The following is a 24,287-nucleotide window of genomic DNA, read 5'->3' as shown; positions in this document are numbered from 1 at the left end:
GATGCACAGCTGCTCCACCTCGGGCACGGGCAGGCAGCGCCACACCGACTGCTTCGGCGTCTTCCGCTCCGACGACCACCGTGTGGTGAACCAGTTCGCCTCCATCGGCGAGTCCTACAAGGAAGGGACGGCGCTGCCCGTCCAGCAGGACGCGGGCGGCCACTGCTATCCGGTCGGGGTGGCCCCGACGGCCGGACGGCTGGCCGGGCTCTTCGCCTGCGTGGTGGCACTGGTGGCCGGCCTCTCCGCGTTGTGCGGTGCGTTCTCCACGGTGATGCCACGGCTGGGCGGCCGGATCGGCGCGGCGTTGTGGTCACCGGGGGCGGGGCGGATGCTGCGCCGGCTGCTCACGGTCTGCGGCATCGGGTTCGCCCTGTCCGGCCTGGTCGGTGTGATCGGCTGGCTGGCCATGCCCTGACGGTCCCGACGGTGCGGCGCCGGGCCTCGGCGAGCGGCACGGGCCGCGACCGAGCCTGTCCCCCGCCAGGATCTACACTCAGTTGGTAGCCGCAAGCAACGGAACGTAAGTGATGATCGGCACGGGCCGTCCAAGAGGCCGAGAGGGAGCCGTGCGCCGGTGGACCGTACGTACACGGGCCTCGGAGCCGGGCAGGGCCCGGACGGCGAGGTGAGGCAAGGAGATCCGCACGCATGACCACGTCCGCATCCCCGGCCCGCGGGGGAGCCACAGCGATATCCGGGTCGGCACCGCCGGCCGGCGGCAGGCTGACGCACCGTCAGATCATGACGATCCTCAGCGGCCTGATGCTGGGGATGTTCCTCGCGGCCCTCGACCAGACCATCGTCAGCACCTCGATCCGTACCATCGCCGACGATCTGCACGGCCTGAGCGCGCAGGCGTGGGTCACCACCGCGTACCTGATCACCTCCACCATCAGCACGCCGCTGTACGGCAAGCTGTCCGACCTCTACGGCCGCAAGCCCTACTTCCTGGCGGCCATCACGATCTTCATCGTCGGCTCGGCCGCCTGCTCGTTCGCCACCTCGATGACCGAACTGTCCGCGTTCCGGGCCTTCCAGGGCATCGGCGCGGGCGGCCTGATGTCGCTGGCGCTGGCGATCATCGGTGACATCGTCCCGCCCCGCGAGCGGGCCCGCTACCAGGGCTACATGCTCGCGATGTTCGGCTCCTCCAGTGTGATCGGCCCGCTGATCGGCGGTTTCCTGGCGGGCCGCAGCAGCATCCTGGCCATCGCCGGCTGGCGCTGGGTGTTCCTGGTCAACGTACCCGTCGGCATCGTCGCGCTGTTCGTCGTCGCCAAGGTGCTGAACCTCCCGCACACCCGGCGCGAGCACCGCATCGACTGGTGGGGCGCGCTCACCATCGCCCTCGGCGTGGTGCCGCTGCTGCTGGTGGCGGAACAGGGCCAGAGCTGGGGCTGGACCTCCACGAAGGCCTGCGTCTGCTACGCGGTCGGCGTGGTCGGCCTGATCGCCTGGGTCTTCGTCGAACGGGCCATGGGCGAGGAGGCCCTGATCCCGATGCGGCTGTTCCGCGGCGCGGTGTTCAGCAAGATGAGCCTGCTGTCCGTGCTCATCGGCATGGGCATGTTCGGCGGGATGATGATGATCCCGCTGTATCTGCAGATCGTGAAGGGCGTCAGCCCCACCAGGTCCGGCCTGCTGATGCTGCCGTTGATGGTCGGGATGATCGCCGGGACCATGGTGGTCGGCGGCATCATCCAGAAGACCGGCAAGTACAAGATCTTCCCGATCGTCGGCACCCTGCTGATGATCGCCGCCATGCTGCTGTTCCACTACCGGGTGGAGTGGAACACGGCACTGCCGGAGACCATGGCCTACATGGCGCTGTTCGGCATCGGCCTCAGCGGGTGCATGCAGATCCTGACCCTGGCCGTGCAGAACGCCGTCGAGCCCAAGGACATGGGCGTGGCGACCGCGTCGGCCACCTTCTTCCGCCAGATGGGCGGCACCGCCGGTACGGCGGTCTTCCTCTCCGTCCTCTTCAGCACCGTCGGCGACAAGATCAGCTCGGCCTTCCGGGCGGCCGCCGGAACGCCCGCGTTCCAGGCCGCGGTCCATGACCCGGCCGTGCGGGCCGACCCCGCGAACGCGCCGGTCCTGGAGATGCTCAAGCACCCCGGGGCGAGCGGCGGCAGCGGCTCGGGTGTGCTCGACGACTCCTCGTTCATCCAGCGGCTGGACCCGCGGCTGGCCCAGCCGTTCAAGGCCGGCTTCACCGACTCGATGCAGCTCGTGTTCCTCATCGCGGCGGCCGTGACGGTCCTGGCCTTCCTGGTCGCGGTGTGGACCAAGGAGGTGCCGCTGCGCCAGGTCTCCGGACTGGAGGCACGGGCCGCGGAGGAGAACGGCGACCCGGCTCCGGCCACGACGACCACCCCCGACCCGGCCGCACCCACCGCGGTCGCCGAGCGGCCCGCCCCCGCGGACCCGGTCGCACCTACCACCGCCGAGTCCGCCGCCGGCCGTGCCCCCGAGCAGCCCGCCGCCGCACCGGCATCCGGCGGGAGCCGGACCGCCGCCGGGCCGCCGGCCGACAGGTTCGAACCCGAGCCGGGCGCTTCGCGGTACGGCGTCCGCGGCCGGGTGCTGGACGGCGCGGGCGGGCCGGTGCCGCAGGCCGTGATCACCTTGATCGACATGGGCGGCCGGCAGCTCGGCCGTGCCGTCAGCGGCGCGGACGGGGCCTACGCCCTGGCCGTCACCGGTCCCGGCACCTATGTGCTGATCGGCGCCGCCGGTTCGCGGCAGCCGCAGGCCGTCACGGTGCCGGTCGGCGAGGAGCCGGTCGAGTGCGACTTCACGCTCGGCGGCACCGTCGCCCTCACCGGGTCCGTCCGCGACGCCGCCGACGGACACCCGCTGCCGGGCGCCCTGCTGGTCGCCACCGACGTACGCGGAGAGGTCGTGGCGCGCGGCAGCTCGGCCGCCGACGGCGCCTTCGTGCTCGCCGACCTGGTCCCCGGCGGCTACACGCTCGTGGTGAACGCGCCCGGACACCGTCCGGCCGCCCTCGCGGTCGACGTCGTCCCCGGAGCCGCGGACAGCTGCGAGATCCGGCTCGAACCGGGCGCCCGGCTGCACGGCGTCGTCAGCACCGCCACCGGCGACCCCCTCGACGAGGCCAAGGTCACCCTGCTGGACTCGGCCGGGAACGTGGTCGGCACCACGATCACCGGACGCGACGGCGCGTACGGGTTCACCGACCTGGACGGCGGCGAGTACACCGTCATCGCCAGCGGCTACGCCCCCGTCGCCGCCTCGGTCCGCCTGGACGGCAGCGGCATGAGCGGCTTCGACCTCGAACTGTCCCACCAGGAGGAGTCCCGGTAGCGGAAGCCGGCGCGGCCCTCAGTTCCCCCGCTCGGGGCTGCCGAGAGTGAGGCGGGCCGTCCGCGCCGCGTCGCACACAGGTTCGGCCAACTGTGTGGGGCCCACCGTCACGTTCAAGCCACTCCCGGCGAACAGCGGGACCCCGGGTCCGGCGGCGATACAGGCTACGGCTGCCCGATGGGGCATGGATCCGAGCTGTCCGCCTGACCCGGCATCCGACGGGATGACCGTCCACCGCGAGGGGAACGCCATGGAAAGCAGACCCGCCACCGTCAACCGCACGGCCGCCCGCGTCACCGAGCGGGCCCGCCGCACCCCGCCCGCGACGGCATGGCAGCGCAGGGCGGCGTTCACCGCATGCGTGTGGATGGTCGTGTTCGCGGCGTTCCACTGCTACTGGGCGCTGGGCGGCACCATCGGGCTGCCACCGGGCGAATCCCTGGTCGACAACAGGCCGTTGTTCGTCATCGACCTGATCGCCATACCGATGAACCTGGGCGGGGCCGCCCTCGCGCTCGCCCTGGTGCAGCGCTGGGGACTGTTCTTCCCGCGCCGCCTGATGCTCTTCGGGGTCTGGGGCTGCGCACTGCTCATGGTCGGCCATGCCGCGCCCTCGATGGTGGACCTGGCGGTGTTCCTCACCGGTCAGCGCGGAAAGCCGCTGACCGGCGAGGACCGGTTCAGCGTCCTCGTGTACGAGCCCTACTGGATGCTCGGCGGCCTGCTGTTCACCGCCATGGCCCTGGCCTTCCAGCGGCGCACCCGGCCATCGGCCGCGGCCGGCCGGAACCTCGCCGGCCCGTCGGCACGAGCGTGAGGACCACCCCGATGGGCCTCAGCCGGTGCGGCCTTGCCCGGCGACGTGCGCGAGCGGCTGCCCCAGCCGCAGGTTCCAGCGTCCTGACCGGCCGCTGAGTTCGGTCGCGGTCAGGGGAGGCACGTCGAGGCGCCAGAACGCCGGCCCCGGTGCGTCAAGTACCCGCACGGCCACGGCCCGTACGATCTCCGGTTCCACCACGGCCACGGTCCGGCCCGACCACCGGGCGGCCTCCGCGAGCCAGGCGGCGACTCGGTCGCCCAGGGCGCACACCGACTCCCCGCCGTGCGGGGCGGACGCGGGATCGGCCAGCCACCGGGCGACCGCGTCCGGCTCGGCGGCGGCGACCTCGTCGAGTGTCCGCCCCCGCCAGCGGCCCATGTCGAGTGCCGCCAACTCCGGTGCGCAGACGGGTTCGAGGCCGAGGGCGGCCGCGGTCTCACGGCACCGGACGGTGGGAGAGGCCATCACTCGGTCACTGCCCGGAAGCAGGCCGGCGGCCGAGCGGGCGCGGTCCGCCGCGGTCGCGTCGAGCGGACACCCGTCGTCGAAGCGGGCCTCGCGCAGCGACCGGCTCATCGCCGCTGAGATCAATGTCACTCGACTGGTCATGTTCATGTTCCCGTGTCCAACTGGTGCCTCAACAAAGGGCTCTGGGGGTAGTGCGGCGCATCGGATGCGCTTGAGCGCCGCTGTATGCGCCCTTGGCCGGATCCCTCCCTCGCGGTACCTTTCTGGTCGTTGTTGACGACGGCACGGCGGAAGTCGGTGGGAATCCGGCACGGTCGCGCCACTGTAAGCCCAGCGCGAGCCGTCCCCGAGCGGGACGGCGAAGGCCGGGCAAGTCAGACCCGCATCCGTCGTCGTGTGCACCACCGAGACGGGACGCGAGTTCCCCAGGAGGGTCCTGCCATGGCGCAGTCCGCTGTTCAGCCCACGACCACGCCCGCCGCCGTACCGGCGAAGCTGCCGATCTCGGCGATCGCCCCGTGGGCGGTCTTCTTCGGCATCCTGATGATGGTTCTGCTCTACTTCGTCGGCGCCGAGCAGGGCGCCACCTCGCTCGTGTCCGGCGAGAGCGTCCACGAGTGGGTGCACGACGCCCGCCACCTGCTCGGCTTCCCCTGCCACTGACGGCGACGGGGCAGCGTACGCGTCCATGAACTCGGCAACCGTAAGAAACCTCCTGGTGCGTGGCATGCTCGCGGGGCTCGCCGCGGGCCTGCTCGCCCTCGTCGTCGCCTACTTCCTCGGCGAGCCGCGTGTCGACTCGGCCATCGCCTACGAGGATGCGCACTCCCACGAGCACGGCATGGAGATCGTCAGCCGCTCGATGCAGTCCACCGGGGGCCTGGCCACCGGCGTCCTCGTCTACGGCGTGGCGTTCGGCGGCATCGCCGCCCTCGCGTACTGTTTCGCGCTCGGCCGCATCGGGCGGTTCGGCCCGCGCGCGAGCGCGCTGCTGCTGTCCGCGGCGGGCCTGATCGCCGTCTACGTCGTGCCGTTCCTCAAGTACCCCGCCGGCCCGCCGTCCGTGGGCAACCCCGACACCATCGGCCGGCGCACGACGCTGTACTTCCTGATGATCCTGCTCAGCGTGCTGCTGGCGATCGCCACGGTGATTCTGGGCAAGCGCCTCGCACCACGCCTGGGCAACTGGAACGCCACGGTCGCGGCAGGGGCGTTCTTCGTCCTGGCCGTCGGTCTGGCGTACGCGTTCCTGCCGGCCGTCAACGAGGTCCCCAAGGACTTCTCGGCCACCCTGCTCTGGCAGTTCCGGCTGGCGGCCCTCGCCATCCAGCTGACCCTGTGGACCGCCTTCGGGCTGATCTTCGGGCTGCTGGCCGAGCGGGTGCTCGCGCCCCGGCCGGCCGAGGCGAGGAAGAAGGACTCGGCTCAAGGGGCCACTGCCGTGACCCGCTGAGGCCGAAGAGCGCACGATCGCAGGCCCCGACCCGCACACCGGTCGGGGCCTGCTCGGCGTTTCACGGGCCGGCCTCCAGTAGCCCCACGATGTCGCGCAGGTTGTGCTCGAAGAGCGGTCCGGGATCGGTCAGGGCGAAGTCGAGATGTCCGAACACCTCCATGGACACCATGCCGTACAGGCGGGACCAGGCGAGGACGAAGACGTAGAGCGCCTCCAGGGGCGGCTCGGAGCCGATGTGCTCCCGCAGCTCCTCCAACTGGGGGAGCCAGTCCGGGTCGAGGGCGCCCGGCTCCGGCAGCGGGACGGTGCCCGCCCGCCAGAACTCCATCATCAGGCCGACGAAGACGCCGCCGAAGCGCCAGCTGGCGGTGTGGCAGGGGTCGCCCGGTGCGCAGTCGGCGTCGGGGATCGGCTTGCTGAAGACGAGGGTGAACTCCGGCCTGTGGCTCAGCGCCCAGGCCCGCAGCGCTCGTGCGGTGGCGGTGAAGCGGCCGCCGGGGGACTGCTCGGCCGCCCGGTCGCGGGCGTGCTCCAGGGCGGCGGCCAGCTCTTCGTAGAGGGACGCGGTGAGTGCCTGCACCAGCTCGCGGTGGTCGGCGTAGTAGCGGTAGAGCCCCGGAGCGGTCATCCCCATCTCGCGCGCGATGGCACGGAGCGAGACGGCGGCCGGGCCCTCGGCCACCAGCAACTGCCGGGCATGCCCCAGGATCTCGGACTTCGTCTCGGCGCGCTGGCGCTCCCGCGCCTCTTCGCGCTGCTGTGCCCTCCGTGTCGATGCCGGGGCGAACTCGCTGCTCACGGACGTGTCTCCTGCTCTCCTGTGGCGCCGCCGGTCAGCCCCCACTTGACAATGTTAACGCCGATCACCTCTAGTAAACGCCGTAAACCTGAGGCGAGATCGGGGAACCGCTGCCATGAAGACCACCATCGTCCTGACCCACACCTTCACTCCGGCTTGGCTGGCGCTGTCCCGCGAGGAGCGGAACGCGATGGCGGCAGCGCACATCCATCCCGTGTTCGCCAAGTACGCCGACCGCGTCTCGGCCCGCTTCTTCGACGCCGAGGCATTCACCACCGCCTTCTCCGACTTCGCCCTGCTGGAGACCGAAGACCTCAAGGCGTACTACTTCCTCGTCGAGGAGCTGCGCGACTCGCCGCTGATCGCGCAGGGCTACCTGGTCATGAACGACATCTTCATGGGCGTCGAGGCCGGGTTCCAGGCGTTCGAGGCGCAGGCCGGCGCGGGCGCCGGTGAGGTGACGCATGGCTGACACGTCCACCGGAGCCGCCGTTTCGCGGCCCCGTCCATGGCCCCTCACGCTGCTGCGCGCCGCTTCTCTGCTGTTCGTCTTCGACACCCTCCTCCAGGCCGCCCTGGCGGGCCTGTTCATCACAGGTGACGTGCGCTTCCTCGACCTGCACGCGGCCAACGCGCAGTTGCTCGCCTCCGTCTCCCTCGTGGAGGCCGTGGCCGCCCTGCTGGTGTGGCGCTCGACGCGGGGTCCGGCCTGGCCCTTCGCGCTCGCGGTCGCACTGGTCGTGCTGGTCGGCGCGCAGATGGGGCTGGGCGCGGCCCGGATGCTGGGCGGCCATGTCCCGCTCGCCCTCGGGGTGTTCGGTGTGGGTGTGGCGCTGTGCTGCTGGGCGTGGACGTACAGGTCCGGGAAGGGCGTGGACGGGTGACGTCACGTCGACGATTCCTGGGGCTCGCGGCGGGCGGCACCGCCGGACTCGCCATACCCGCCGCGGCGGCGGCGTACGAGAGGTGGGCGGGCGAACGCACCGGAACAGTGCTCTCCAGCAGGATCCGGCCGCCCCGGCGGTTCGCGGTGCCGCTGCCCGTGCCGCCGCGCGCCCGCCCGTCCCGCACCACCGGCGGTACCGACTCCTACGACATCACCCAGCGCGAAGGGTCCGTCGAGATCGTGCCGGGTCTGCGGACGACCGTCTGGGGCTACGACGGCATCTTCCCCGGCCCCACCTTCACCGCCCGCAGCGGCCGCAGGACACAGGTACGGGTCCTCAACAAGCTGCCCGTGCCGACCTCCCTGCACCTGCACGGTGGCGTCACCCCACCGCACTCGGACGGCTACCCGACCGATGTGCTCGTACCGGCACGGTGCGGCGCCGGCTCCGCGGCCAGGGGCATGACCCACGGCATGGGGAGCACGCACGCCCCGGCGTCCGACTGGACGGTCTCGGAGGGCTACAAGACCTACACCTACCCGATGAACCAGCGGGCCGCGACGCTCTGGTACCACGACCACCGCATGGACTTCAGCGCCCCGCAGGTCTGGCGCGGCCTGGCCGGGATGTTCCTCGTCCACGACCAGGAGGAGGACGCCCTGCCGCTGCCCGGCGGCGAGCGGGACATCCCCCTGATGATCTGCGACCGCTCCTTCGAGGAGGACGGCTCCTTCCGGTACCCCGGCCGCGCGCCGGCCCGCACCGGCACCCCGGGCGTCCAGGACGCCTATATGGACGGCGTCCTCGGCGACGTCCAGCTGGTGAACGGTGCCCCCTGGCCCGAGGCGGAGGTCTCCGCGACCCGGCACCGCCTGCGCCTGCTGAACGCCTCCAACGCCCGCCGCTACCACCTGGTTCTGCGCCGGGAGGACGGGGGCACGCTCCCCTTCGTACAGGTCGGAGGCGACGGTGGCCTGCTGGCCGCGCCCCAGCGTCTGGACGGCATCCCCATGGCGCCCGGGGAACGCTTCGACGTGGTCGTGGACTTCGCCGACTGCCCCCTGGGCAGCGCTGTCACCCTGGTCAACACCCTGGCGGACGGCCGCATGCGCCAGGTGATGCGGTTCCGGGTCGCCCGCAGGGAGAAGGACGCGAGCCATGTCCCGGCCCGCCTGTCCCGGTACGCCGCCTTGCGCCCGGCGTCGGCCGTGGCCACCCGGCACTTCGACTTCCGCCGCTCCGACGACGCGTGGACCGTCAACGGCCGCCCCTTCAGCACCTCGGAGATCCTGGCCCGCCCGCGCCTCGGCACCGTCGAACGCTGGCGGTTCACCAGCGACTTCCACCACCCCGTGCACATGCACCTGGCGCACTTCCAGGTCCTGTCCCGCGGCGGCCGGGCGCCCGAGCCCACCGACGCCGGCTGGAAGGACACGGTCGACGTCCGCCCGTACGAGGTCGTGGACGTGCTGGTCCGCTTCCGCGGCTACCGCGGCCGGTATCTGCTGCACTGCCACAACCTGGAGCACGAGGACATGGCGATGATGGCGAACTTCCAGGTGACCTGACCGGCCGCGCCTCGGCGGCTCCTCAGGAGCGGGCGCAGACCGCCTCCCGGTGCGTGCGGGTCACGGCGTGGCGCAGGCGGACCACGGCGTCGAGCCCGCCGCCGGCGGCGGGCTCCAGGGTGACCTCGCCACCGCTGGCGCGGGTGAGCTGCCGGACCATCGGCAGGCCGAGACCCGTGCCGTCATGGTCGGCATCAGGGGCCCGCCAGAACCGATCGAAGGCCCGGTGCCGTTCGGTCTCGGTCATACCGGGCCCCTGGTCGGTCACATGCAGCTCGGCCACGGCCGGTGTGCGGCAGCCCTCGCCGGAAGCGCTGACGACCGCCAGCGTGATGACGGTTCCCGGTGGGGACACGCGCAGCGCGTTGGAGAGCAGGTTGTCGATGATCTGCTCCAGCGCACCCGGCAGCGCCCACACCCGGACGGCCGTCGCTCCGGAGACGACGAGGCCGACCTGCTGTTCGTCGGCGAAGGCCGCCCAGATGGCGGCACGATCGGCGACGACGGCGTCGAGATCGACGGCCTCCGGCCCGATCGCGGAGTTCTCCACTCTGGCGAGCGCGAGCAGCCCCTGCACCATACGACTGAGCCGCTCCAGCTCCCCGAGCGCTTTGTCGAGGCTGTCCTGGGCGCAGGGAGCGAGGTGCGGCTCGAAGTTCTCCAGCCGCAGACGCAGTGCGGTCAGAGGGGTCTTCAGCTGGTGCGACACATCGGAGGCGAACGCCTGCTGCGCCTGCAGCACATGCTGGAGCCGGGTCGCGGTTCTCGTGAACGACGCGGCCAGGCGGCGCAGTTCCGGCGGTCCGTGATCGGTTGCCGGGGGATCGGTGATCCGGCCCTCGGCGAGTTGGGCGGTGGCGCGTTCCAGGGCCCGGACGGGGCGGGTGATCGAGCGGGCGAGCGCGAACCCGATCAGGGTGACGGCGGCCAGGACCCCCAGCCCGACGACGCCGAGAGCCAGCCAGGTGGCATGGACCTTCGTCCTGAGCGGACCCAGCCCGTACACGGTCCGCACCACACAGGGGACGGTGGCGCCGGAGCCGCCCGGCACGGTCACGAAGAGGACTTCGCCGCCGGTCGAGGAGTCGCTCCGGGTACCGACGGCCGGGTGATCGCGCAGTGCGGCGGCGATGTCCGGCTCGGCCGACAGATCCTTGCCGACCAGGGCGCGGGCAGCCGTGTCGGTGAGCACCACGCCCTGGTGGCCGGCGACCAGCACGCGGCTGCCGGTTCGCCGCCCGTAGGCGCGAGCCAGCCCGGGGAGATCGGCCGCCAGCCCGCGCTCCGTCTTCTCCTCGCAGACCTCGGCGAGCGTCATCGCCCCCTGCTGCGCGGCGTGCGAGAAGCGGGCCAGCTCACTGCGGGCGTAGAAGACGCCGAACGGCACCTCCAGCGCGAGCAGGACGAGCAGTATGAGGCTCAGATGGCTGAGCAGCAGGCGACGCGTCACCGGGGTCCTCCGCCGGGGGGCGGCACCGCGCCGGACGCGGTGTCGCACTGTGCCGGAAGGACCAGGCGGAAGCCGATTCCGCGGATGTTCTCGATCCAGGAGGAGTCGCCGAGTTTGCGGCGCAGCGCGGCGATGTGGACGTCCAGGGTCTTGGTGGGGCCGAAGTAGTTCGGCTCCCAGGCCGTGTCGAGGATCTGCTGACGGGAGCAGACCGCTCCGGGATCCTCCGCGAGGCACGTGAGCAGGTCGAACTCCTTGGGCGCAAGGGCGATGGGCGACCGGTGCAGATGGACCTGCCGGGTACGGCGGTCGATGGTCAGCGGGCCGATCCTCTGGACATGGGACGCCCCGGGCTGTGACAGGTCGTCCGAGGGTTCCGCCCCCTCGCGACGCGTGGCCGGCACGGGCGGGCGGGTGCGTCGGGTGACGGCACGGATCCGGGCGACAAGTTCCCGCACGCCGAACGGTTTTGAGACATAGTCGTCGGCGCCCAACTCCAGGCCGAGCACCCGGTCCACCTCGTCGTCCCTGGCAGTGATCATGATGATCGGGACCGACGAGCGGGCCCGGAGCGCACGGCAGACGTCGATCCCGTCCATGTCGGGCAGCCCCAGGTCCAGCAGGACCATCGCCGCCTCCGGCGCGGCTAGGCCTTCGGCCCCCGTTCTGGCGTTCTCCACGGTGAACCCGAAGCGGCGCAGTCCCTCCGCCAACGGCCCGGCCACCCGGTCGTCGTCCTCGATGAGCAAGACACGCATGCCGAAAGGCTCACAGACGCCGGCCGGAGCATGCGGCGCAAACGCCGGAACCTCCCCCGAGCCGGTGATCCTCCACGGACGGCGTAACCGCCGAGGCCCGGCGTGACGGCGGCGACATCCAGCACGCCGACAGCGCGGTGAAGCGTGGTGCAAGGAGAGAGTTAAGAGGCGTCCAGCCGGCCCGGTCGCCTCCGAAAGCCGATACCTCCGCTGTATTTGCGCTGGCCATCCACTTGATCGCCGTCCCGTAGCGTCGATCCCACGGCCGGTGCCACCGGAGCACCGGCCGCCTCACGCCCCCCACAAGCACCTGGGACACCCATGCCCCTCGATGAACTGCGCCGTACCCGCCCGGACCTGGTGGAGCCCTTCACGGCCGCGCTCCCCGGAGCACGGGCCACCGTGCTGGGGCGGCTGTGGGGCGCCTTCGCACGAGAGCCCCTGCCCGGTGTGGCCGGGCACCGCCGCGAGCCCGGCGCCCTGGTGGTCGAGCTGCGGCGGGGTGGCTCACTCTCGGCGGCCGAGTCCTGTGCACGGCCGTTCGCCGAGACGCCCGAAGACTTCACCGTGTCCGGGCCCGAGGGGCCGATCAGCCGGCCGGCGGAGCTGCTCGCACAGCTGGGCCTGCGGACCCCGGCGGCGCAGCGACTGGCGGCCGAGCTGGACAACAGCGTGGTCAACCTGGCCCTGGCCAGAGCCGCGAACGCGGGCCGGACGGCCCCGCCGAACGACTCGGCGGATGCCGAGCAGGCGGTGGTCGACGGCCACCCGCAGCACCCCTGCTGCCGCACCCGTACCGGCATGTCCGTCACCGACGTGCTCGCCTACGCCCCCGAGCACCACCCGGTCGTCCGGCTGGCGCTGCTCCGGGTCCCCGCCGATCGCTGGCAGGGGGCCGGCGGCTGGCCACGGGAACTGCGCGACGGCGACACGATCCTGGTCCCACTGCACCCCTGGCAACGGGACCATGTGCTCGCGCGCCACCCCGGCCTGGACGTCGCAGGGGAATCGATCCCGGCCCGGCCCCTGCTGTCGCTGCGCACCCTGGCACCGCTGGACGTGCTGCCGGGCTGCCACGTCAAGACGGCGCTCGACGTGCAGGTCACCAACTACCGGCGCACCATCTCGCCGGCCGAGGTCGCCGACGGGCCCCCGCTGTCCGACCTGGTCTCGGCCGTCCTCGACAAGGCCGGGTACGGCCGCAGCCTCGGCATCCTGCGTGAGCTGGGCGGCGGCGCGGTGTGCGTGGGCGGACAGCCCTCCGCGAGCCTGGCCGCGATGATCCGCGAGTCGACCGAGTGCCACCTCGACGCCGGGGAGATCGCGGTGCCGCTCACCGCCGTCCACGCGACAGGAGCCGCCGTCGTGTCGGGAGATCCGGTGCGCTGGCTGGCGGACCTCGCGGGGCTCGTGCTGCCGCCCGCGCTGACGCTGCTGTCCATGGGGGTGGCACTGGAGGCGCACGGCCAGAACACCCTGGTCGTGCTGCGCGACGGGCGACCGGTGCGGGTGCTGTACCGGGACCTGGACGGCGTCCGCGTCAGCCCCCGCCGCCTGGCCCGCTGCGGCTTCACGCTGCCGCCGCTGCTCGGCACCCGCGCCGGGGACGACACGCACGCACTGCACACCAAACTGTTCGGCGCACTGATCAGCGGAGTCTTCAGCGAGCTGGTCGACGTCCTGGCGCGGACCCGAGGGGCCGAGCCCCCGGCGCTGTGGGGCGCGGTGGCCGAGGCCGGCCGCCGGGTGTACGCCGACCTGCCGCACCAGGAGGACGCGGCGGCGTTCTTCGGCGACTCGATGCCGTTGAAGGCGACCATCGCCATGCGCCTGGCCGAGAACCCGGGCAAGGCCCGCTGGACCTCCGTTCCCAACCCGTTGGCCCTGTGCCGTTGAGATCCGGCACCGATCGTTGTCCACCTGGAGCGACCGCATGACCACCGGCACCGCCCCCGACACCGGGCTCGCCACCACGACCGGCACCGCGCCGGCCACCGAACCGACCCGGACCGCCGACGCCGTCACCGCCCACACGCTGCTCAACTGCCTGATCCGCGAGGTGTCCGGGCCCGAGCACCAGGTGACGGTCGACGACGGCCGTCTCCTGCTGCGCCTGCCCCGCCGGGGCCTCCTGCTGCGTTCCACGCTGCGCCGGGTCTCGCTGATCGGGGCGCACCGCTTCCAGGGCCCGGTACAGCGGCTGGACAACGGCGCCTGGGTGACGGTCGGCTGGCGGGAACTGGCCGGTTACATCCGGGACGAACTGGAACTGCGCACCGGTGTCACCAACGAGGAGTTCCTGCCGCAGGTCGCCGACAGCCGGCAGACGATCCGCACCACTCTTGAGGAGCGGGCCCACGCCCCGCTTCCCGCGGACCCGTACCTGGCGTCGGAGCAGTCCCTGGTGTTCGGCCACCGCTTCCACCCCACTCCCAAGGCCCGCACCGGCGACCCGGTGGACTGGCTGGCGTACGGCCCGGAGACCGGCGCGCGCTTCCGCCTGCGCCACCTGGCGGTGCGCCGTCATCTCGTCCGCCAGGAGGGCGAGTTGGGCGAGATGGACGCGCTGTGCCCGACGGTCGAGCCGGGGTGGACGATACTGCCGGTGCATCCATGGCAGTACCGGCTGCTGCGGGAGCACGACCGGCTGCGCGAGGCGATGGCGGCCGGCGATGTCGTCGACACCGGGGTGAGCGGGCCGGAGCTGGTGCCGACCGCGTCGGTGCGCACGCTGTACGACCCCGACGCCGACACCTTCCTGAAGTTCAGCCTGAACGTCCGCCTCACCAACTGCGTGCGCAGGCACGCCCGTTACGAACTGTCCGGCGCCGTCGCCCTCAACCGTCTGCTCCAGCCCGTCTTCGCCGGGCTGGCCGGCCGCTTCCCGGGATGCGCATTCCTGGCCGAGCCCGGCTACCGCACCCTCGACACCGCCGGCGACACCGCCCTGCTGGAGGGCCTCGGCGTCATCGTCCGCTCCGGCCTGCGCCACCACCTGCGTCCCGGGGTGACACCGCTGCTCGCCGCCGCGGTGGCGGACGAGTACCCGACCGGTACCGCCCATGTCTCGCACCTGCTCGCGCTCGGCGACGGGGACGTCCTGGCCTGGTGGGACGCATACCTGCGGCTGCTGCTGCCACCGGTGCTGGCCGCCTACTTCGAACACGGCGTCGTCCTGGAACCCCACCTGCAGAACGTCGTCGTCGGCGTGCACGCGGACGGCACCCCGGCGCAGATGCTCTTCCGCGACCTGGAGGGCACCAAGCTCCTGCCCGGGCCTCATCGGCGCACCCTCGGCGACCTGCCGGACGACGTCCGGGGCCCCCTCACCTACGATCCCGAACACGGCTGGAACCGGGTCGCCTACTGCCTCCTGGTCAACCACACCGCCGAACTGCTCAGTGCCCTGGCCGACCTCGACCCGACGCTGGAACCCGCCCTCTGGGGACTGGTCCGCGACCACCTCGACGCCTACGCCCGCGCCGCCGCACAACCGCCGCGCCTGCGGGCCCTGCTGTCCGGCGTACCGCTGCCCGCCAAGGCCAACCTCCTGCTGCGCTGGTCCCGCAAGGCCGACCGGCACGCCACCTACGTCCCCCTGCCCAGCCCGCTCGGCGCGGACTTTCCCCGCGAGGTGATCCGGTGAGGCCCGCACTGCTCGACCTGGTCGGCCGGATGACCGACGACGACCTGCCCGCCTACGTCTACGACCTGCCGGGCCTGCGCGAGCACGCGGACGCGATCCGGGCCGCCCTGCCGGACCGTGTCGAGCTGCTCTACGCCGCCAAGGCCAACTCCGACCCCCGGATCCTGAAGACCCTGGCCGGGCACGTCGACGGGTTCGAGGTGGCCTCCGGCGGCGAACTGAGCCATGTCCGCGGGCTCGTGCCCGACGCGCCGATCGCCTTCGGAGGCCCTGGCAAGACGCAGCAGGAGCTGACCTGTGCGCTGGCGGCCGCGGTGGAGCGCCTGCATGTCGAGAGCGAACACGAACTGCGCCTCGTCACCGCCCTGTTGGGCGACCGGAGCGTCGACGTCCTCCTGCGCGTCAACCTGCCCGTCGACCTCGGCCAGGTCGCCCTCGCCATGGGCGGGCACCCCAGCCCCTTCGGCATGGACCCCGCGCAGCTGGACCGCTGCCTGGAGCTGATCGCCGCCGATCCGCGCATCCGGCTGCGCGGCCTCCACCTCCACCTGGCCAGCGGACTCGACGCACGGGCCCAACTGGCCCTCGTCGACACCATCCTGGCCTGGGCCGGGGACTGGGCCCAGGAGCGCCGGGTCGCCCTGGCCGAGGTCAACGTCGGCGGGGGAATGGGTGTCGACTACGCCCGTCCCCACAAGCTGTTCGACTGGTCCGCCTTCGGCGCGGGACTGCGCCGGATCCTGGCCCGCCACCCGCACCTTGCGCTGAGGATCGAACCCGGCCGCTCGGTCAGCGCCTATTGCGGCTGGTACGTCACCCAGGTCCTGGACATCAAGTGCAGCCGCGGGCAGTCGTTCGCCGTGCTGCGCGGAGGCACCCACCATCTGCGCACCCCGGCCGCGAAACAGCACGACCAGCCCTTCGAGGTGATCCCCGACGACGTCTGGCTCCGGCCCTGGGCCCGCCCGGAGGCCCGTGCCGAGCCGGTGACGCTCGTCGGCCAGCTGTGCACGCCCAAGGACGTCCTGGCCCGCAACGTCCCGGTCGAACGGCTGCGCGTCGGCGACCGGGTCGCCTTCGCCATGGCCGGCGCCTACGCCTGGAACATCTCCCATCACGCGTTCCTCATGCACCCCCGCCCCACCTTCCACCATGTCGACGAAGCCGACGCGCCCACCACGGGCGCGTACGCCCGTCAGCCGTCATGAGCGGGGGCTCCCGTATGCCGGTGACGGCCGTACTCACCGCCCGGAACTTCCGTCGCTATCTGCTCGGGCAGCTCACCTCCAACATCGGCACCTGGATGCAGCGTGCCGCCCAGGACCTGCTCGTCCTCCACATCACCGGCAACAGCGGCAGCGCGGTCGGCGTCGTGACCGCACTGCAGTTCCTGCCCCAGACCCTGTTCGGCCTGATGGGAGGCGTCCTCGCCGACCGGTACCCCAAGCAGCGGCTGCTGCTGCTGACACAGACGGCCATGGGGGTGCAGTCACTTCTGCTCGGACTGCTCGACGTCACCGGCGCGGTGAACCTGGCGTCCGTCTACGCGCTGGCCCTCGCCCTCGGCACCGCCACCGCCGTGGACAGCCCCGCCCGCAACGCGTACATCTCCGAACTGGTCGCCCGCGAGTGCGTGGCCACCGCGGTCAGTCTGAACGCCGCCCAGTTCAACGTGGCCCGCATCCTCGGCCCCGCCCTCGCGGGCCTGGCCGTGGCCGCGTTCGGCACGGGCCCGGTGTTCCTCGTGAACGCCGCCTCGTACCTGGCCGTGCTCTACGGCCTGTTCACCATCCGTACGGACGAGCCGGTCGAACCCGTCGAGCCCGTCGAGCCGAACGACCGCGGCCGGTCCCGGCCCGGGCGCCCCCTGCTGCGTGACGCCTTCCACGTCATCGCCTCCACCCCGGAACTGCTCCTGCCGATCACTCTCATCGCCGTCGTCGGCACCTTCGGCCTCAACTTCCAGGTCACCCTCTCGCTCGTGGCCGTCACGGTCCTCCACTCGGGCGCCGCCGCCTTCGGCTGCCTGTCCGCGGCGTACGCCCTGGGCAGCCTCATCGGTGCGATCCGCGGGGCGAGCAGCGCAAGGCCCCCCACCGCGCGACGCCTGGTCACCGCCACGGTCGTCTTCGGGGCCCTGGAGGCCGCGCTGGGCGTCATGCCCGGCTACGGCACCTTCATGGCCCTGCTGGTGCCCACCGGCTTCACCGCGGTGATCGTGACCACCACGGCCAACGCGCTCACCCAGCTCCACGCCGAGCCACGGCTGCGGGGCCGCGTCATGTCCGTGTACTTCCTCGTCCTCCTCGGCGGCACACCCGTCGGCGCCCCGCTGGTCGGCCTGGTGTCGGACACCCTCGGCGCCCGGACCAGCCTCGTCCTCGCCGGCATCGTCTCGGCGTCCTCGGCGCTCGCGCTCTCCGCCGTGCCCGCACACCGGCTCCGACCGACCCCTGAGGACGGTTCCCGGTGCACGCGGCCCGCGCAGGGCGTTACCGTGGGCGGCGGCTGCGGCCGGGCGGAGGAGACAGGGAACGGTTGACGTTCGCGGAGGCGCGGTGGGCGTGGATCCGAAGGCGTCACAAGGGCGGAAGGCGGACAGGCCGCCGGCGCGCATGGGGCCTTGGCGCTTCGTGCTCTGGTTCGGCACGGTCAGCCTGCTCGCGGACGTCGTCTACGAGGGCGCCCGCTCGATCACCGGACCCCTGCTGGCCTCGCTGGGCGCCTCCGCCCTGGTCGTCGGCGTGGTCACCGGCGCCGGGGAGGCGGCCGCGCTGGTGCTGCGGCTGGTCTCGGGCCCGCTGGCGGACCGGACCCGCCGCTTCTGGGGTCTGTCGATCGCCGGCTACGCGCTCACCGTCGTCTCGGTGCCGCTGCTGGGCGTGGCCGGTGCGCTGTGGGCGGCGTGCGTACTGGTGGTCGCCGAGCGCGTGGGCAAGGCGGTGCGGTCGCCGGCCAAGGACACCCTGCTCTCGTACGCCACCGCCGCGACGGGGCGGGGCCGAGGCTTCGCCGTCCATGAGGCGATGGACCAGATCGGCGCCCTGGCCGGCCCGCTGCTGGTGGCGGGTGTGCTCGCGCTGACCGGCACCGACTACGGCCCCGCGCTCGGGGTGCTCGCCGTCCCCGGCATCGCCGTACTGCTGCTGCTCCTTCGGCTGCGGGCCCGGGTGCCGGACCCGGAAGCGTACGAGCGCGCGGCGACCGCTGCCGCGTCCGCGCCGGTGGATGACCGCAACGGGCGTCTGCCGAGGGCGTTCTGGACCTACGCCGGGTTCACGGCGGCCACCACGACCGGGTTCGCCACCTTCGGCGTGCTCTCCTACCACCTGGTCGAACGGCACCTGCTGACCGCCGCATGGGTGCCGGTGCTGTACGCGGCGGCGATGGCGGTGGACGCGGTCGCCGCACTGGTCACGGGCTGGCTCTACGACCGGATCGGCCCGCGTGTGCTGGTGGCTCTGCCGGTGCTGACCGCAGCCGTCGTGGCGATGGCGTTCACCGGCTCGGTGGCGATCGCGGTGGCCGGGTCTCTGGTGTGGGGCGCGGCCATGGGCATCCAGGAGTCCACTCTGCGGGCCACGGTCGCGGACCTGGTGCCCCGTGGGCGGCGGGCGACCGCGTACGGCCTGTTCGCGGGGGTGGTCGGCGCGGCGAGTCTGGCCGGCGGTGCCCTGACGGGCGGCCTGTACGGCTACTCGATCCCGGTGCTGATCACCGTGGTCGTCGCCGTCCAGGTCCTCGCCCTGGCGCTGCTCGCCGTCACCGGAGCCCGGCGACGCTGAGACGGACCGACAGCGGGGCCGCTCCGCTGCCACCCGCAGTGACCGAAATCCGTTGTGCCCCACAGGCGCACGCCCCCGGCGCGGAGCCGGGCGTGAGATGTGGCAACGTGAACGCGTGAGCACGACGACGATCCACCCCCTGGAACACAGCTTCGACGGGCCGGAAGGCGCCCCGGTCCTGGTCCTGGGACCGTCCCTCGGGACAACACGCCACATGTGGGACCGCCAGGTGCCGGAACTGGCCAAGCAGTGGCGCGTCTTCCGGTTCGACCTGCCCGGTCACGGCGGCGCCCCCGCCCACCCGGCCGGTTCCGTCGCCGAGCTGACCGGCCGGCTGCTGGCCACGCTGGACTCGCTCGGTGTGCAGCGGTTCGGCTACGCGGGCTGTGCGCTGGGCGGTGCCGTCGGCATCGAGCTGGCCCTGCGCACCCCCGAGCGGCTCGCCTCGCTGGCGCTGGTCGCGGCCTCGCCCCGGTTCGGGACCGCCGACGAGTTCCGGCAGCGCGGGGTGATCGTCCGCACGAACGGGCTCGACCCGATCGCCCGGTCCGCACCGGACCGCTGGTTCACCGGCGGCTTCGCGGCGGCCCAGCCGGCGATCACCGAGTGGGCGGTGCAGATGGTCCGCACCACCGACCCGGGCTGCTACATCGCCGCCTGCGAGGCGCTCGCCGCGTTCGACGTACGGTCCGAGCTGGGCCGGGTCGGTGTGCCGACGCTCGTGCTCGTCGGCTCCGACGACCAGGTCACCGGGCCCGCCGAGGCCCGTACGCTGGTCGCCGGCATCCCGGACGCCCGGCTCGCCGTCGTCCCCGGCGCCTCCCACCTGGTCCCGGTCGAGCAGCCGGCGGCCGTCACCGACCTGCTGGTGCACCACTTCTCCACCGCCTGGCAGCAGCCCTACGACACCGGCCAGACGGTCCTGCCGACGGCGTCGGTCGTGCCGGTCCCGGCCGCTGCCGCGCAGCCCGTTCCGGTCGCCGAGATAGCCCCGGCCGCCGTACCGGCACAGCCGGCCGCGCGGCCCGACCGCTATGAGACCGGGCTCAGGATCCGCCGGGAGGTGCTGGGCGACGCGCACGTGGACGGCGAGCTGGCGCGGTCCGACGGGTTCTCCGGGGAGTTCCAGGAGTTCGTCACCCGCTACACCTGGGGCGAGATCTGGGACCGGCCGGGCCTGGACCGCCGTACCCGCAGCTGTGTCGCGCTGACCGCGCTGGCCGTGGGCGGACATCTGGAGGAGCTGGCCCTGCACACCCGGGCCGCCCTGCGCAACGGGCTCACCCCGGACGAGATCAAGGAGGTGCTGCTGCAGGCGGCCGTGTACTGCGGCGCGCCGGCCGCGAACAGCGCGTTCCGGGTGGCCCGGCAGGTCATCCAGGAGGAGACCACCCCCGCCGAGTGAGCCGCCGGCCACCGCACGGGGCAGGATGGGGAGCCATGAAGCTCACGAAGAAGTCCCACGCCTGTGTGCGTCTCGAAAAGGACGGGCGGACGCTCGTCCTCGACCCCGGCGGGTTCAGCGAGCAGGACGCGGCGGTCGGCGCCGACGCGATCCTGGTCACCCACGAGCACCCGGACCACTTCGACGAGGGCCGGCTGCGGGCCGCCATGGAGGCGAACCCGGCCGCCGAGATCTGGACGCTGAAGTCCGTCGCCGACCGGATCACGGCGGCCTTCCCGGGCCGCGTGCACACCGTCGGCCACGGCGACACCTTCACCGCGGCCGGCTTCGACGTGCAGGTCCACGGCGAACTGCACGCGGTGATCCACCCGGACATCCCGCGCATCACGAACGTGGGCTATCTCATCGACGGCGGCAGGGTCTTCCACCCCGGCGACGCCCTCACCGTCCCGGGCCGGCCGGTGGAGACGCTGATGCTCCCGGTCATGGCCCCGTGGAACAAGATCTCCGAGGTCATCGACTACGTCCGCGAGGTGAAGCCGCAGCGCGCCTACGACGTGCACGACGCCCTGCTCACCGACCTCGCCCGCCCGATCTACGACCGCCAGATCGGCACCCTGGGCGGCACGGACCACCAGCGGCTGGCTCCGGGAGCCTCGGCGGACGTCTGAGGCACGTTGTCACAGGGGCCCGGTAGGTTGTGAGACATGCGCATCGCCACCTGGAACGTGAACTCGATCACCGCCCGCCTTCCGCGGCTGCTGGCCTGGCTGGAGAGCAGCGGCACCGACGTGCTCTGCCTGCAGGAGGCGAAGGTCGCCGAGGAGCAGTTCCCGTCCGACCAGCTGCGCGAGCTGGGGTACGAGTCGGCGGTCCACGCGACCGGCCGGTGGAACGGCGTGGCGGTGCTCTCCCGCGTCGGCCTCGAGGACGTCGTCAAGGGCCTGCCCGGCGACCCCGGCTTCGACGGCGTGACCGAGCCGCGCGCCCTCTCGGCGACCTGCGGCCCGGTCCGCGTCTGGTCGGTGTACGTCCCCAACGGCCGCGAGGTGGAGCACCCGCACTACGCGTACAAGCTCCAGTGGTTCGAGGCCCTGAAGGCGGCCGTCGCCGGTGACGCCTCCGGCAGCCGCCCGTTCGCCGTCATGGGCGACTACAACGTGGCGCCGACCGACGACGACGTCTACGACACGGCGGCCTTCGAGGGTTCCACCCACGTCACCCCCGCCGAGCGCGCCGCCCTGGCCTCCCTGCGCGAGGCGGGCCTCGACGACGTGGTGCCCCGCCCCCTGAAGTACGACCACCCGTTCACGTACTGGGACTACCGCCAGCTCTGCTTCCCGAAGAACCGCGGCATGCGCATCGACCTGGTGTACGGCAACGAACCGTTCGCGAAGGCCGTCAAGGACGCCTATGTCGACCGCGAGGAGCGCAAGGGCAAGGGTGCCTCCGATCACGCTCCGGTGGTGGTCGACCTCGACGTCTGATGCCACGCTGGGTCCATGAACCTTCCGTTCCTGGGCCACGGGCACAAGAAGAGCGGTGACGCGGCGCGGCCTTCTGATCCCGAGTCGGTCGCGGCGCTGCTGTCCGAGTGCGAACTGCTCCGCTCGCACGCGGCCCGGGCGGGCGTCCGCCTCGATGACACCCCGGCCTCCCTGGAGGCCCTGGACCAGCTCGTCCCGCGCTGGCGCGACGACGCCGAGACCCTGCCCGGGCTGGGCAACGACGCGGGGCTGTATCTGGGCACCGTCGTGGTGCGCACGGTGCCCGGCGCGGCCTGGCGGATCCGCCCCGACGGCGAGCCCGTCGTACGGCTGTCCTCGGGTCGCGAGGTGGAGGTCACGGGCGCCGGGCAGGACTGGGCCGCGAGCGGTGTCCCCGAGCTGTCCCAGCTGTACGCGGAGATCGCCGAGACCTGAGCCCGCCCCTTACTTGGCTTAAATACGGCTTATGTCCGAAAAGAGCGTGTCGTCCCTCAACCCCGCTGACGGCTGGATAGTTTGCGGCGACCACGACCCTCCTCATCTCCTCTTCGAATCCGAGCAGTTCACCTCATCACCTACGAGGAGTTCCTCCATGCCGGGAAACTCATCGTGCCGGACCTCGACTACGATTTGCCGTTCATCCCTGTGGTGATGGCGATCTCGCCGATCCGCATCGGGATGTGCGGCCCCGGGACCGAGGCCGTGGCCCTCGCCACGGCCCGGCCCGGGGCGCTGCTGCCGGGTGGGGAGCCGCCCATGGCCCCCTAGAGGGGCGGCAGTTTTCGGGCCAGGCTCGTCCGGCGGCAGCCGGAGATCACTGCTCGCGCACGGGGACGGACACGTACGACGGGTCGTCCGAGGGCGAGGAGAAGGTCAGCTGCGCGCCGGACGGGTTGTGCTCGATGTACAGCGGGTCGACCGTGTCGACCACCAGTGCCAGGCGGTGCCCGGCGGGCACGTCGTAGGCCGTGGAGAACAGGTCCAGGTCGACGTCGAACGGCTCGCCGGGCGTCCGCCCGTGCCACGTGTACGGCGCGTGTGTGACCAGCTTGCCGATGCCGAGCGGCCCCACGTCGTAGAGGTAGGCGATGAGGGTGCCGCTCTCCGCGGTCGGGGTGAGGGTGGTGTGCAGGGCGCTCGTGCCGCGCACCTGCTGGGCGGTGTCGTACCGTTCGGACTGCCATACGGCCGCCCAACGGCGCGGCAGCAGCGGGATGGCGGCCATCGGCGGCAACTGGGCGACCTGGTCGAGGATGCTGGAGAGGAAGACGATCCCGCCGTCGGCGCCGGAGTCGACGTTCGCGTGGATGGTGGTGGAGCCGGCGAGCGCGACCTTCCGGCGGGTGGCACCGACCGACTTCCAGTCCGGGTAGCCCTCGTATCCCCCCGCGCTACGGGACTTCAGCTGGACCGGCTGCTCGTGGTCGATGCCGTTGTCGGCGCCCTTCAGATAGTGGTCGAACCAGCGCTCGGTGTCCGTCCAGACATCGTTGGGCAGTCCGAACAGTCCGGTCAGCTCGGCCGTCGCGTGGTCGCCGGGGCGCAGTTCGAGCCGCTTGGGCACCGTGAGCTTCTGGTAGAAGTCGGCGTACTGGTTGGCCGGGAAGACCGTGTCGCCCCAGGCGTTGGCGAGCATGACGGCCGCGCCGTTCTTGTTCAACTGGTCGACATAGGTTATGGCGGAACGTTTCTTCCCCCAGTCGATCATCTCCTGTTCCTTGGAGAGGTTCGAGGAGTACAGGTTGTCGAAGATCTCGCGCAGTTCGGGGCTCTCGCGGCCGGTGAGGGTGGCCGCGCCGTCCAGGACGGCCGCCGCCTGCAGATGCTGGGTGCGGCCCGAGTAGATGGAGTTGATGAGGTCCGCCCAGCCGCTCAGCGCCGCCACCGCCTTGATGCGCTTGTCGTGCGCGGCGGCGAGCAGGCTGATCCCGGCGCCGTACGACACACCGGCCATGCCGACATGGGCCGGATCGGCCGGAGTGTTGGCGAGGGCCCAGTCGATGACCTTGGAGGCGTCCGCTACGTCCGGCGGACCGGCCACTTCTATCTGGCCGCCGGACTGCCAGAAGCCGCGCACGTTGTAGGTGAGCACCACATAGCCGGCGTCCGCGAGCTTCTGCGCCTGGGCGATGTACTCCACTTGGGGCAGGCCCCAGCTCGTGGGCAGCACGATGAGCGGGTAGTGGTGCGAGCCGTCGGCGCCGGCGGGCGTGACGACGTTCGCCTTCAGTGCGGTGCCGCCGTCGCCGGTGATGTCGACGAAGCGGACGGACGGCGTGGCGGCCTGGGCGGCGGGCGCCAGCCCGACGACGGTACCGGCGACCAGTGCCGCCGAGACGGCTCCCGCGGCGGCGGAGCGCAGCGCGCTGCGACCTTGTCCCATGGGTCACTCCTTCAACTGTCGCAATGCAAAGTGACCCGA

The 24,287-nt window shown here is 72.3% G+C and carries 22 protein-coding genes, 1 pseudogene and 1 riboswitch; of the genes and pseudogenes, 18 read left to right on the top strand and 5 right to left on the bottom strand.

Features of this window, described 5'->3' with window-relative positions; genetic code table 11:
* Position 1: 1 nt before the first annotated feature.
* The 3 genes from AB0L75_RS01665 to AB0L75_RS01655 all read left to right on the top strand — a co-directional run bounded on the left by AB0L75_RS01665 (position 2) and on the right by AB0L75_RS01655 (position 4,153).
* Complete coding sequence (locus AB0L75_RS01665; RefSeq protein WP_365173868.1) at positions 2 to 418, top strand: hypothetical protein; 417 nt, start codon at positions 2 to 4, stop codon at positions 416 to 418.
* Between the two features lie 326 nt (positions 419 to 744).
* Complete coding sequence (locus AB0L75_RS01660; RefSeq protein WP_365173865.1) at positions 745 to 3,336, top strand: DHA2 family efflux MFS transporter permease subunit; 2,592 nt, start codon at positions 745 to 747, stop codon at positions 3,334 to 3,336.
* A 250-nt stretch (positions 3,337 to 3,586) separates the two neighbouring features.
* A complete protein-coding gene (locus AB0L75_RS01655; RefSeq protein ID WP_365173863.1) occupies positions 3,587 to 4,153 on the top strand; it encodes a DUF3995 domain-containing protein in 567 nt (188 codons plus the stop codon).
* An 18-nt stretch (positions 4,154 to 4,171) separates the two neighbouring features.
* On the opposite strand, the gene AB0L75_RS01650 is transcribed toward AB0L75_RS01655, so the two are convergent.
* A complete protein-coding gene (locus AB0L75_RS01650; protein WP_365173861.1) occupies positions 4,172 to 4,765 on the bottom strand; it encodes a histidine phosphatase family protein in 594 nt (197 codons plus the stop codon).
* A 109-nt stretch (positions 4,766 to 4,874) separates the two neighbouring features.
* Positions 4,875 to 5,027: riboswitch (cobalamin riboswitch) on the top strand.
* 38 nt (positions 5,028 to 5,065) lie between these two features.
* Between AB0L75_RS01650 and AB0L75_RS01645 the strand changes: the two genes are divergently transcribed.
* Together AB0L75_RS01645 and AB0L75_RS01640 are read left to right on the top strand one after the other, a co-directional pair.
* The gene (locus AB0L75_RS01645; protein ID WP_365173859.1) at positions 5,066 to 5,287 is read left to right on the top strand and encodes a CbtB-domain containing protein; all 222 of its coding nucleotides are present in this window, start codon (positions 5,066 to 5,068) and stop codon (positions 5,285 to 5,287) included.
* A gap of 25 nt (positions 5,288 to 5,312) precedes the next feature.
* Entirely contained in the window at positions 5,313 to 6,077 is a 765-nt protein-coding gene (locus tag AB0L75_RS01640; protein WP_365173856.1) for a CbtA family protein, read from the top strand.
* A 61-nt stretch (positions 6,078 to 6,138) separates the two neighbouring features.
* On the opposite strand, the gene AB0L75_RS01635 is transcribed toward AB0L75_RS01640, so the two are convergent.
* Positions 6,139 to 6,879 (bottom strand): TetR/AcrR family transcriptional regulator, encoded by a 741-nt coding sequence (locus AB0L75_RS01635; RefSeq protein WP_365173853.1) that lies wholly within the window; start codon positions 6,877 to 6,879, stop codon positions 6,139 to 6,141.
* Between the two features lie 115 nt (positions 6,880 to 6,994).
* On the opposite strand from AB0L75_RS01635, the gene AB0L75_RS01630 reads away from it, so the two are divergent.
* The 3 genes from AB0L75_RS01630 to AB0L75_RS01620 are packed head-to-tail and all read left to right on the top strand — an operon-like array spanning position 6,995 to position 9,334.
* Complete coding sequence (locus AB0L75_RS01630) at positions 6,995 to 7,351, top strand: darcynin family protein (RefSeq protein ID WP_365173851.1); 357 nt, start codon at positions 6,995 to 6,997, stop codon at positions 7,349 to 7,351.
* Positions 7,344 to 7,763: a hypothetical protein gene (locus AB0L75_RS01625; protein ID WP_365173849.1), complete on the top strand. Its 420-nt coding sequence runs from the start codon at positions 7,344 to 7,346 to the stop codon at positions 7,761 to 7,763. The genes AB0L75_RS01630 and AB0L75_RS01625 overlap by 8 nt, the downstream gene beginning before the upstream one ends.
* Entirely contained in the window at positions 7,760 to 9,334 is a 1,575-nt protein-coding gene (locus AB0L75_RS01620; RefSeq protein ID WP_365173846.1) for a multicopper oxidase domain-containing protein, read from the top strand. The genes AB0L75_RS01625 and AB0L75_RS01620 overlap by 4 nt, the downstream gene beginning before the upstream one ends.
* A gap of 22 nt (positions 9,335 to 9,356) precedes the next feature.
* Here the strand turns inward: AB0L75_RS01620 and AB0L75_RS01615 are convergent, their stop codons facing one another.
* Positions 9,357 to 10,784, bottom strand: coding sequence for a HAMP domain-containing sensor histidine kinase (locus AB0L75_RS01615; RefSeq protein ID WP_365173844.1), 1,428 nt, complete (start codon positions 10,782 to 10,784; stop codon positions 9,357 to 9,359).
* Positions 10,781 to 11,542 (bottom strand): response regulator transcription factor, encoded by a 762-nt coding sequence (locus AB0L75_RS01610; RefSeq protein WP_365173842.1) that lies wholly within the window; start codon positions 11,540 to 11,542, stop codon positions 10,781 to 10,783. Before AB0L75_RS01610 ends, AB0L75_RS01615 begins: the two co-directional genes overlap by 4 nt.
* Before the next feature lie 321 nt (positions 11,543 to 11,863).
* Between AB0L75_RS01610 and AB0L75_RS01605 the strand changes: the two genes are divergently transcribed.
* From AB0L75_RS01605 to AB0L75_RS01560, 10 genes and pseudogenes are all read left to right on the top strand, one after another.
* Complete coding sequence (locus AB0L75_RS01605) at positions 11,864 to 13,438, top strand: IucA/IucC family protein (RefSeq protein ID WP_365173839.1); 1,575 nt, start codon at positions 11,864 to 11,866, stop codon at positions 13,436 to 13,438.
* Between the two features lie 37 nt (positions 13,439 to 13,475).
* On the top strand, positions 13,476 to 15,188 hold the full coding sequence (locus AB0L75_RS01600) for an IucA/IucC family protein (protein WP_365173837.1): 1,713 nt from the start codon (positions 13,476 to 13,478) through the stop codon (positions 15,186 to 15,188).
* Entirely contained in the window at positions 15,185 to 16,396 is a 1,212-nt protein-coding gene (locus AB0L75_RS01595) for a type III PLP-dependent enzyme (RefSeq protein ID WP_365173835.1), read from the top strand. The genes AB0L75_RS01600 and AB0L75_RS01595 overlap by 4 nt, the downstream gene beginning before the upstream one ends.
* Positions 16,393 to 17,730 (top strand): MFS transporter, encoded by a 1,338-nt coding sequence (locus AB0L75_RS01590; protein WP_365173832.1) that lies wholly within the window; start codon positions 16,393 to 16,395, stop codon positions 17,728 to 17,730. The genes AB0L75_RS01595 and AB0L75_RS01590 overlap by 4 nt, the downstream gene beginning before the upstream one ends.
* 73 nt (positions 17,731 to 17,803) lie before the next feature.
* On the top strand, positions 17,804 to 18,973 hold the full coding sequence (locus AB0L75_RS01585; RefSeq protein WP_365173830.1) for an MFS transporter: 1,170 nt from the start codon (positions 17,804 to 17,806) through the stop codon (positions 18,971 to 18,973).
* A gap of 115 nt (positions 18,974 to 19,088) precedes the next feature.
* Entirely contained in the window at positions 19,089 to 20,378 is a 1,290-nt protein-coding gene (locus AB0L75_RS01580) for an alpha/beta fold hydrolase (RefSeq protein ID WP_365173828.1), read from the top strand.
* A gap of 35 nt (positions 20,379 to 20,413) precedes the next feature.
* Positions 20,414 to 21,049, top strand: a complete 636-nt coding sequence (locus AB0L75_RS01575) for an MBL fold metallo-hydrolase (protein WP_365173825.1) — start codon at positions 20,414 to 20,416, stop codon at positions 21,047 to 21,049.
* Between the two features lie 36 nt (positions 21,050 to 21,085).
* The gene (locus tag AB0L75_RS01570; protein ID WP_365173823.1) at positions 21,086 to 21,865 is read left to right on the top strand and encodes an exodeoxyribonuclease III; all 780 of its coding nucleotides are present in this window, start codon (positions 21,086 to 21,088) and stop codon (positions 21,863 to 21,865) included.
* A 15-nt stretch (positions 21,866 to 21,880) separates the two neighbouring features.
* Positions 21,881 to 22,300, top strand: a complete 420-nt coding sequence (locus tag AB0L75_RS01565; RefSeq protein WP_365173821.1) for a DUF6278 family protein — start codon at positions 21,881 to 21,883, stop codon at positions 22,298 to 22,300.
* A 129-nt stretch (positions 22,301 to 22,429) separates the two neighbouring features.
* Positions 22,430 to 22,633: pseudogene (locus tag AB0L75_RS01560) on the top strand (amino acid ABC transporter permease); the annotation flags it as partial.
* 46 nt (positions 22,634 to 22,679) lie between these two features.
* Here AB0L75_RS01560 and AB0L75_RS01555 read toward each other — a convergent pair.
* Positions 22,680 to 24,248, bottom strand: a complete 1,569-nt coding sequence (locus tag AB0L75_RS01555; RefSeq protein WP_365173818.1) for a CocE/NonD family hydrolase — start codon at positions 24,246 to 24,248, stop codon at positions 22,680 to 22,682.
* Between the last annotated feature and the right edge of the window lie 39 nt (positions 24,249 to 24,287).

Origin of the sequence: Streptomyces sp. NPDC052101, from assembly GCF_040680235.1 — a bacterium.
Classification (GTDB): domain Bacteria; phylum Actinomycetota; class Actinomycetes; order Streptomycetales; family Streptomycetaceae; genus Streptomyces.
The sequence above is the reverse complement of the archived record's forward strand: the minus strand, read 5'-3'. Positions and strand labels throughout refer to the sequence as shown.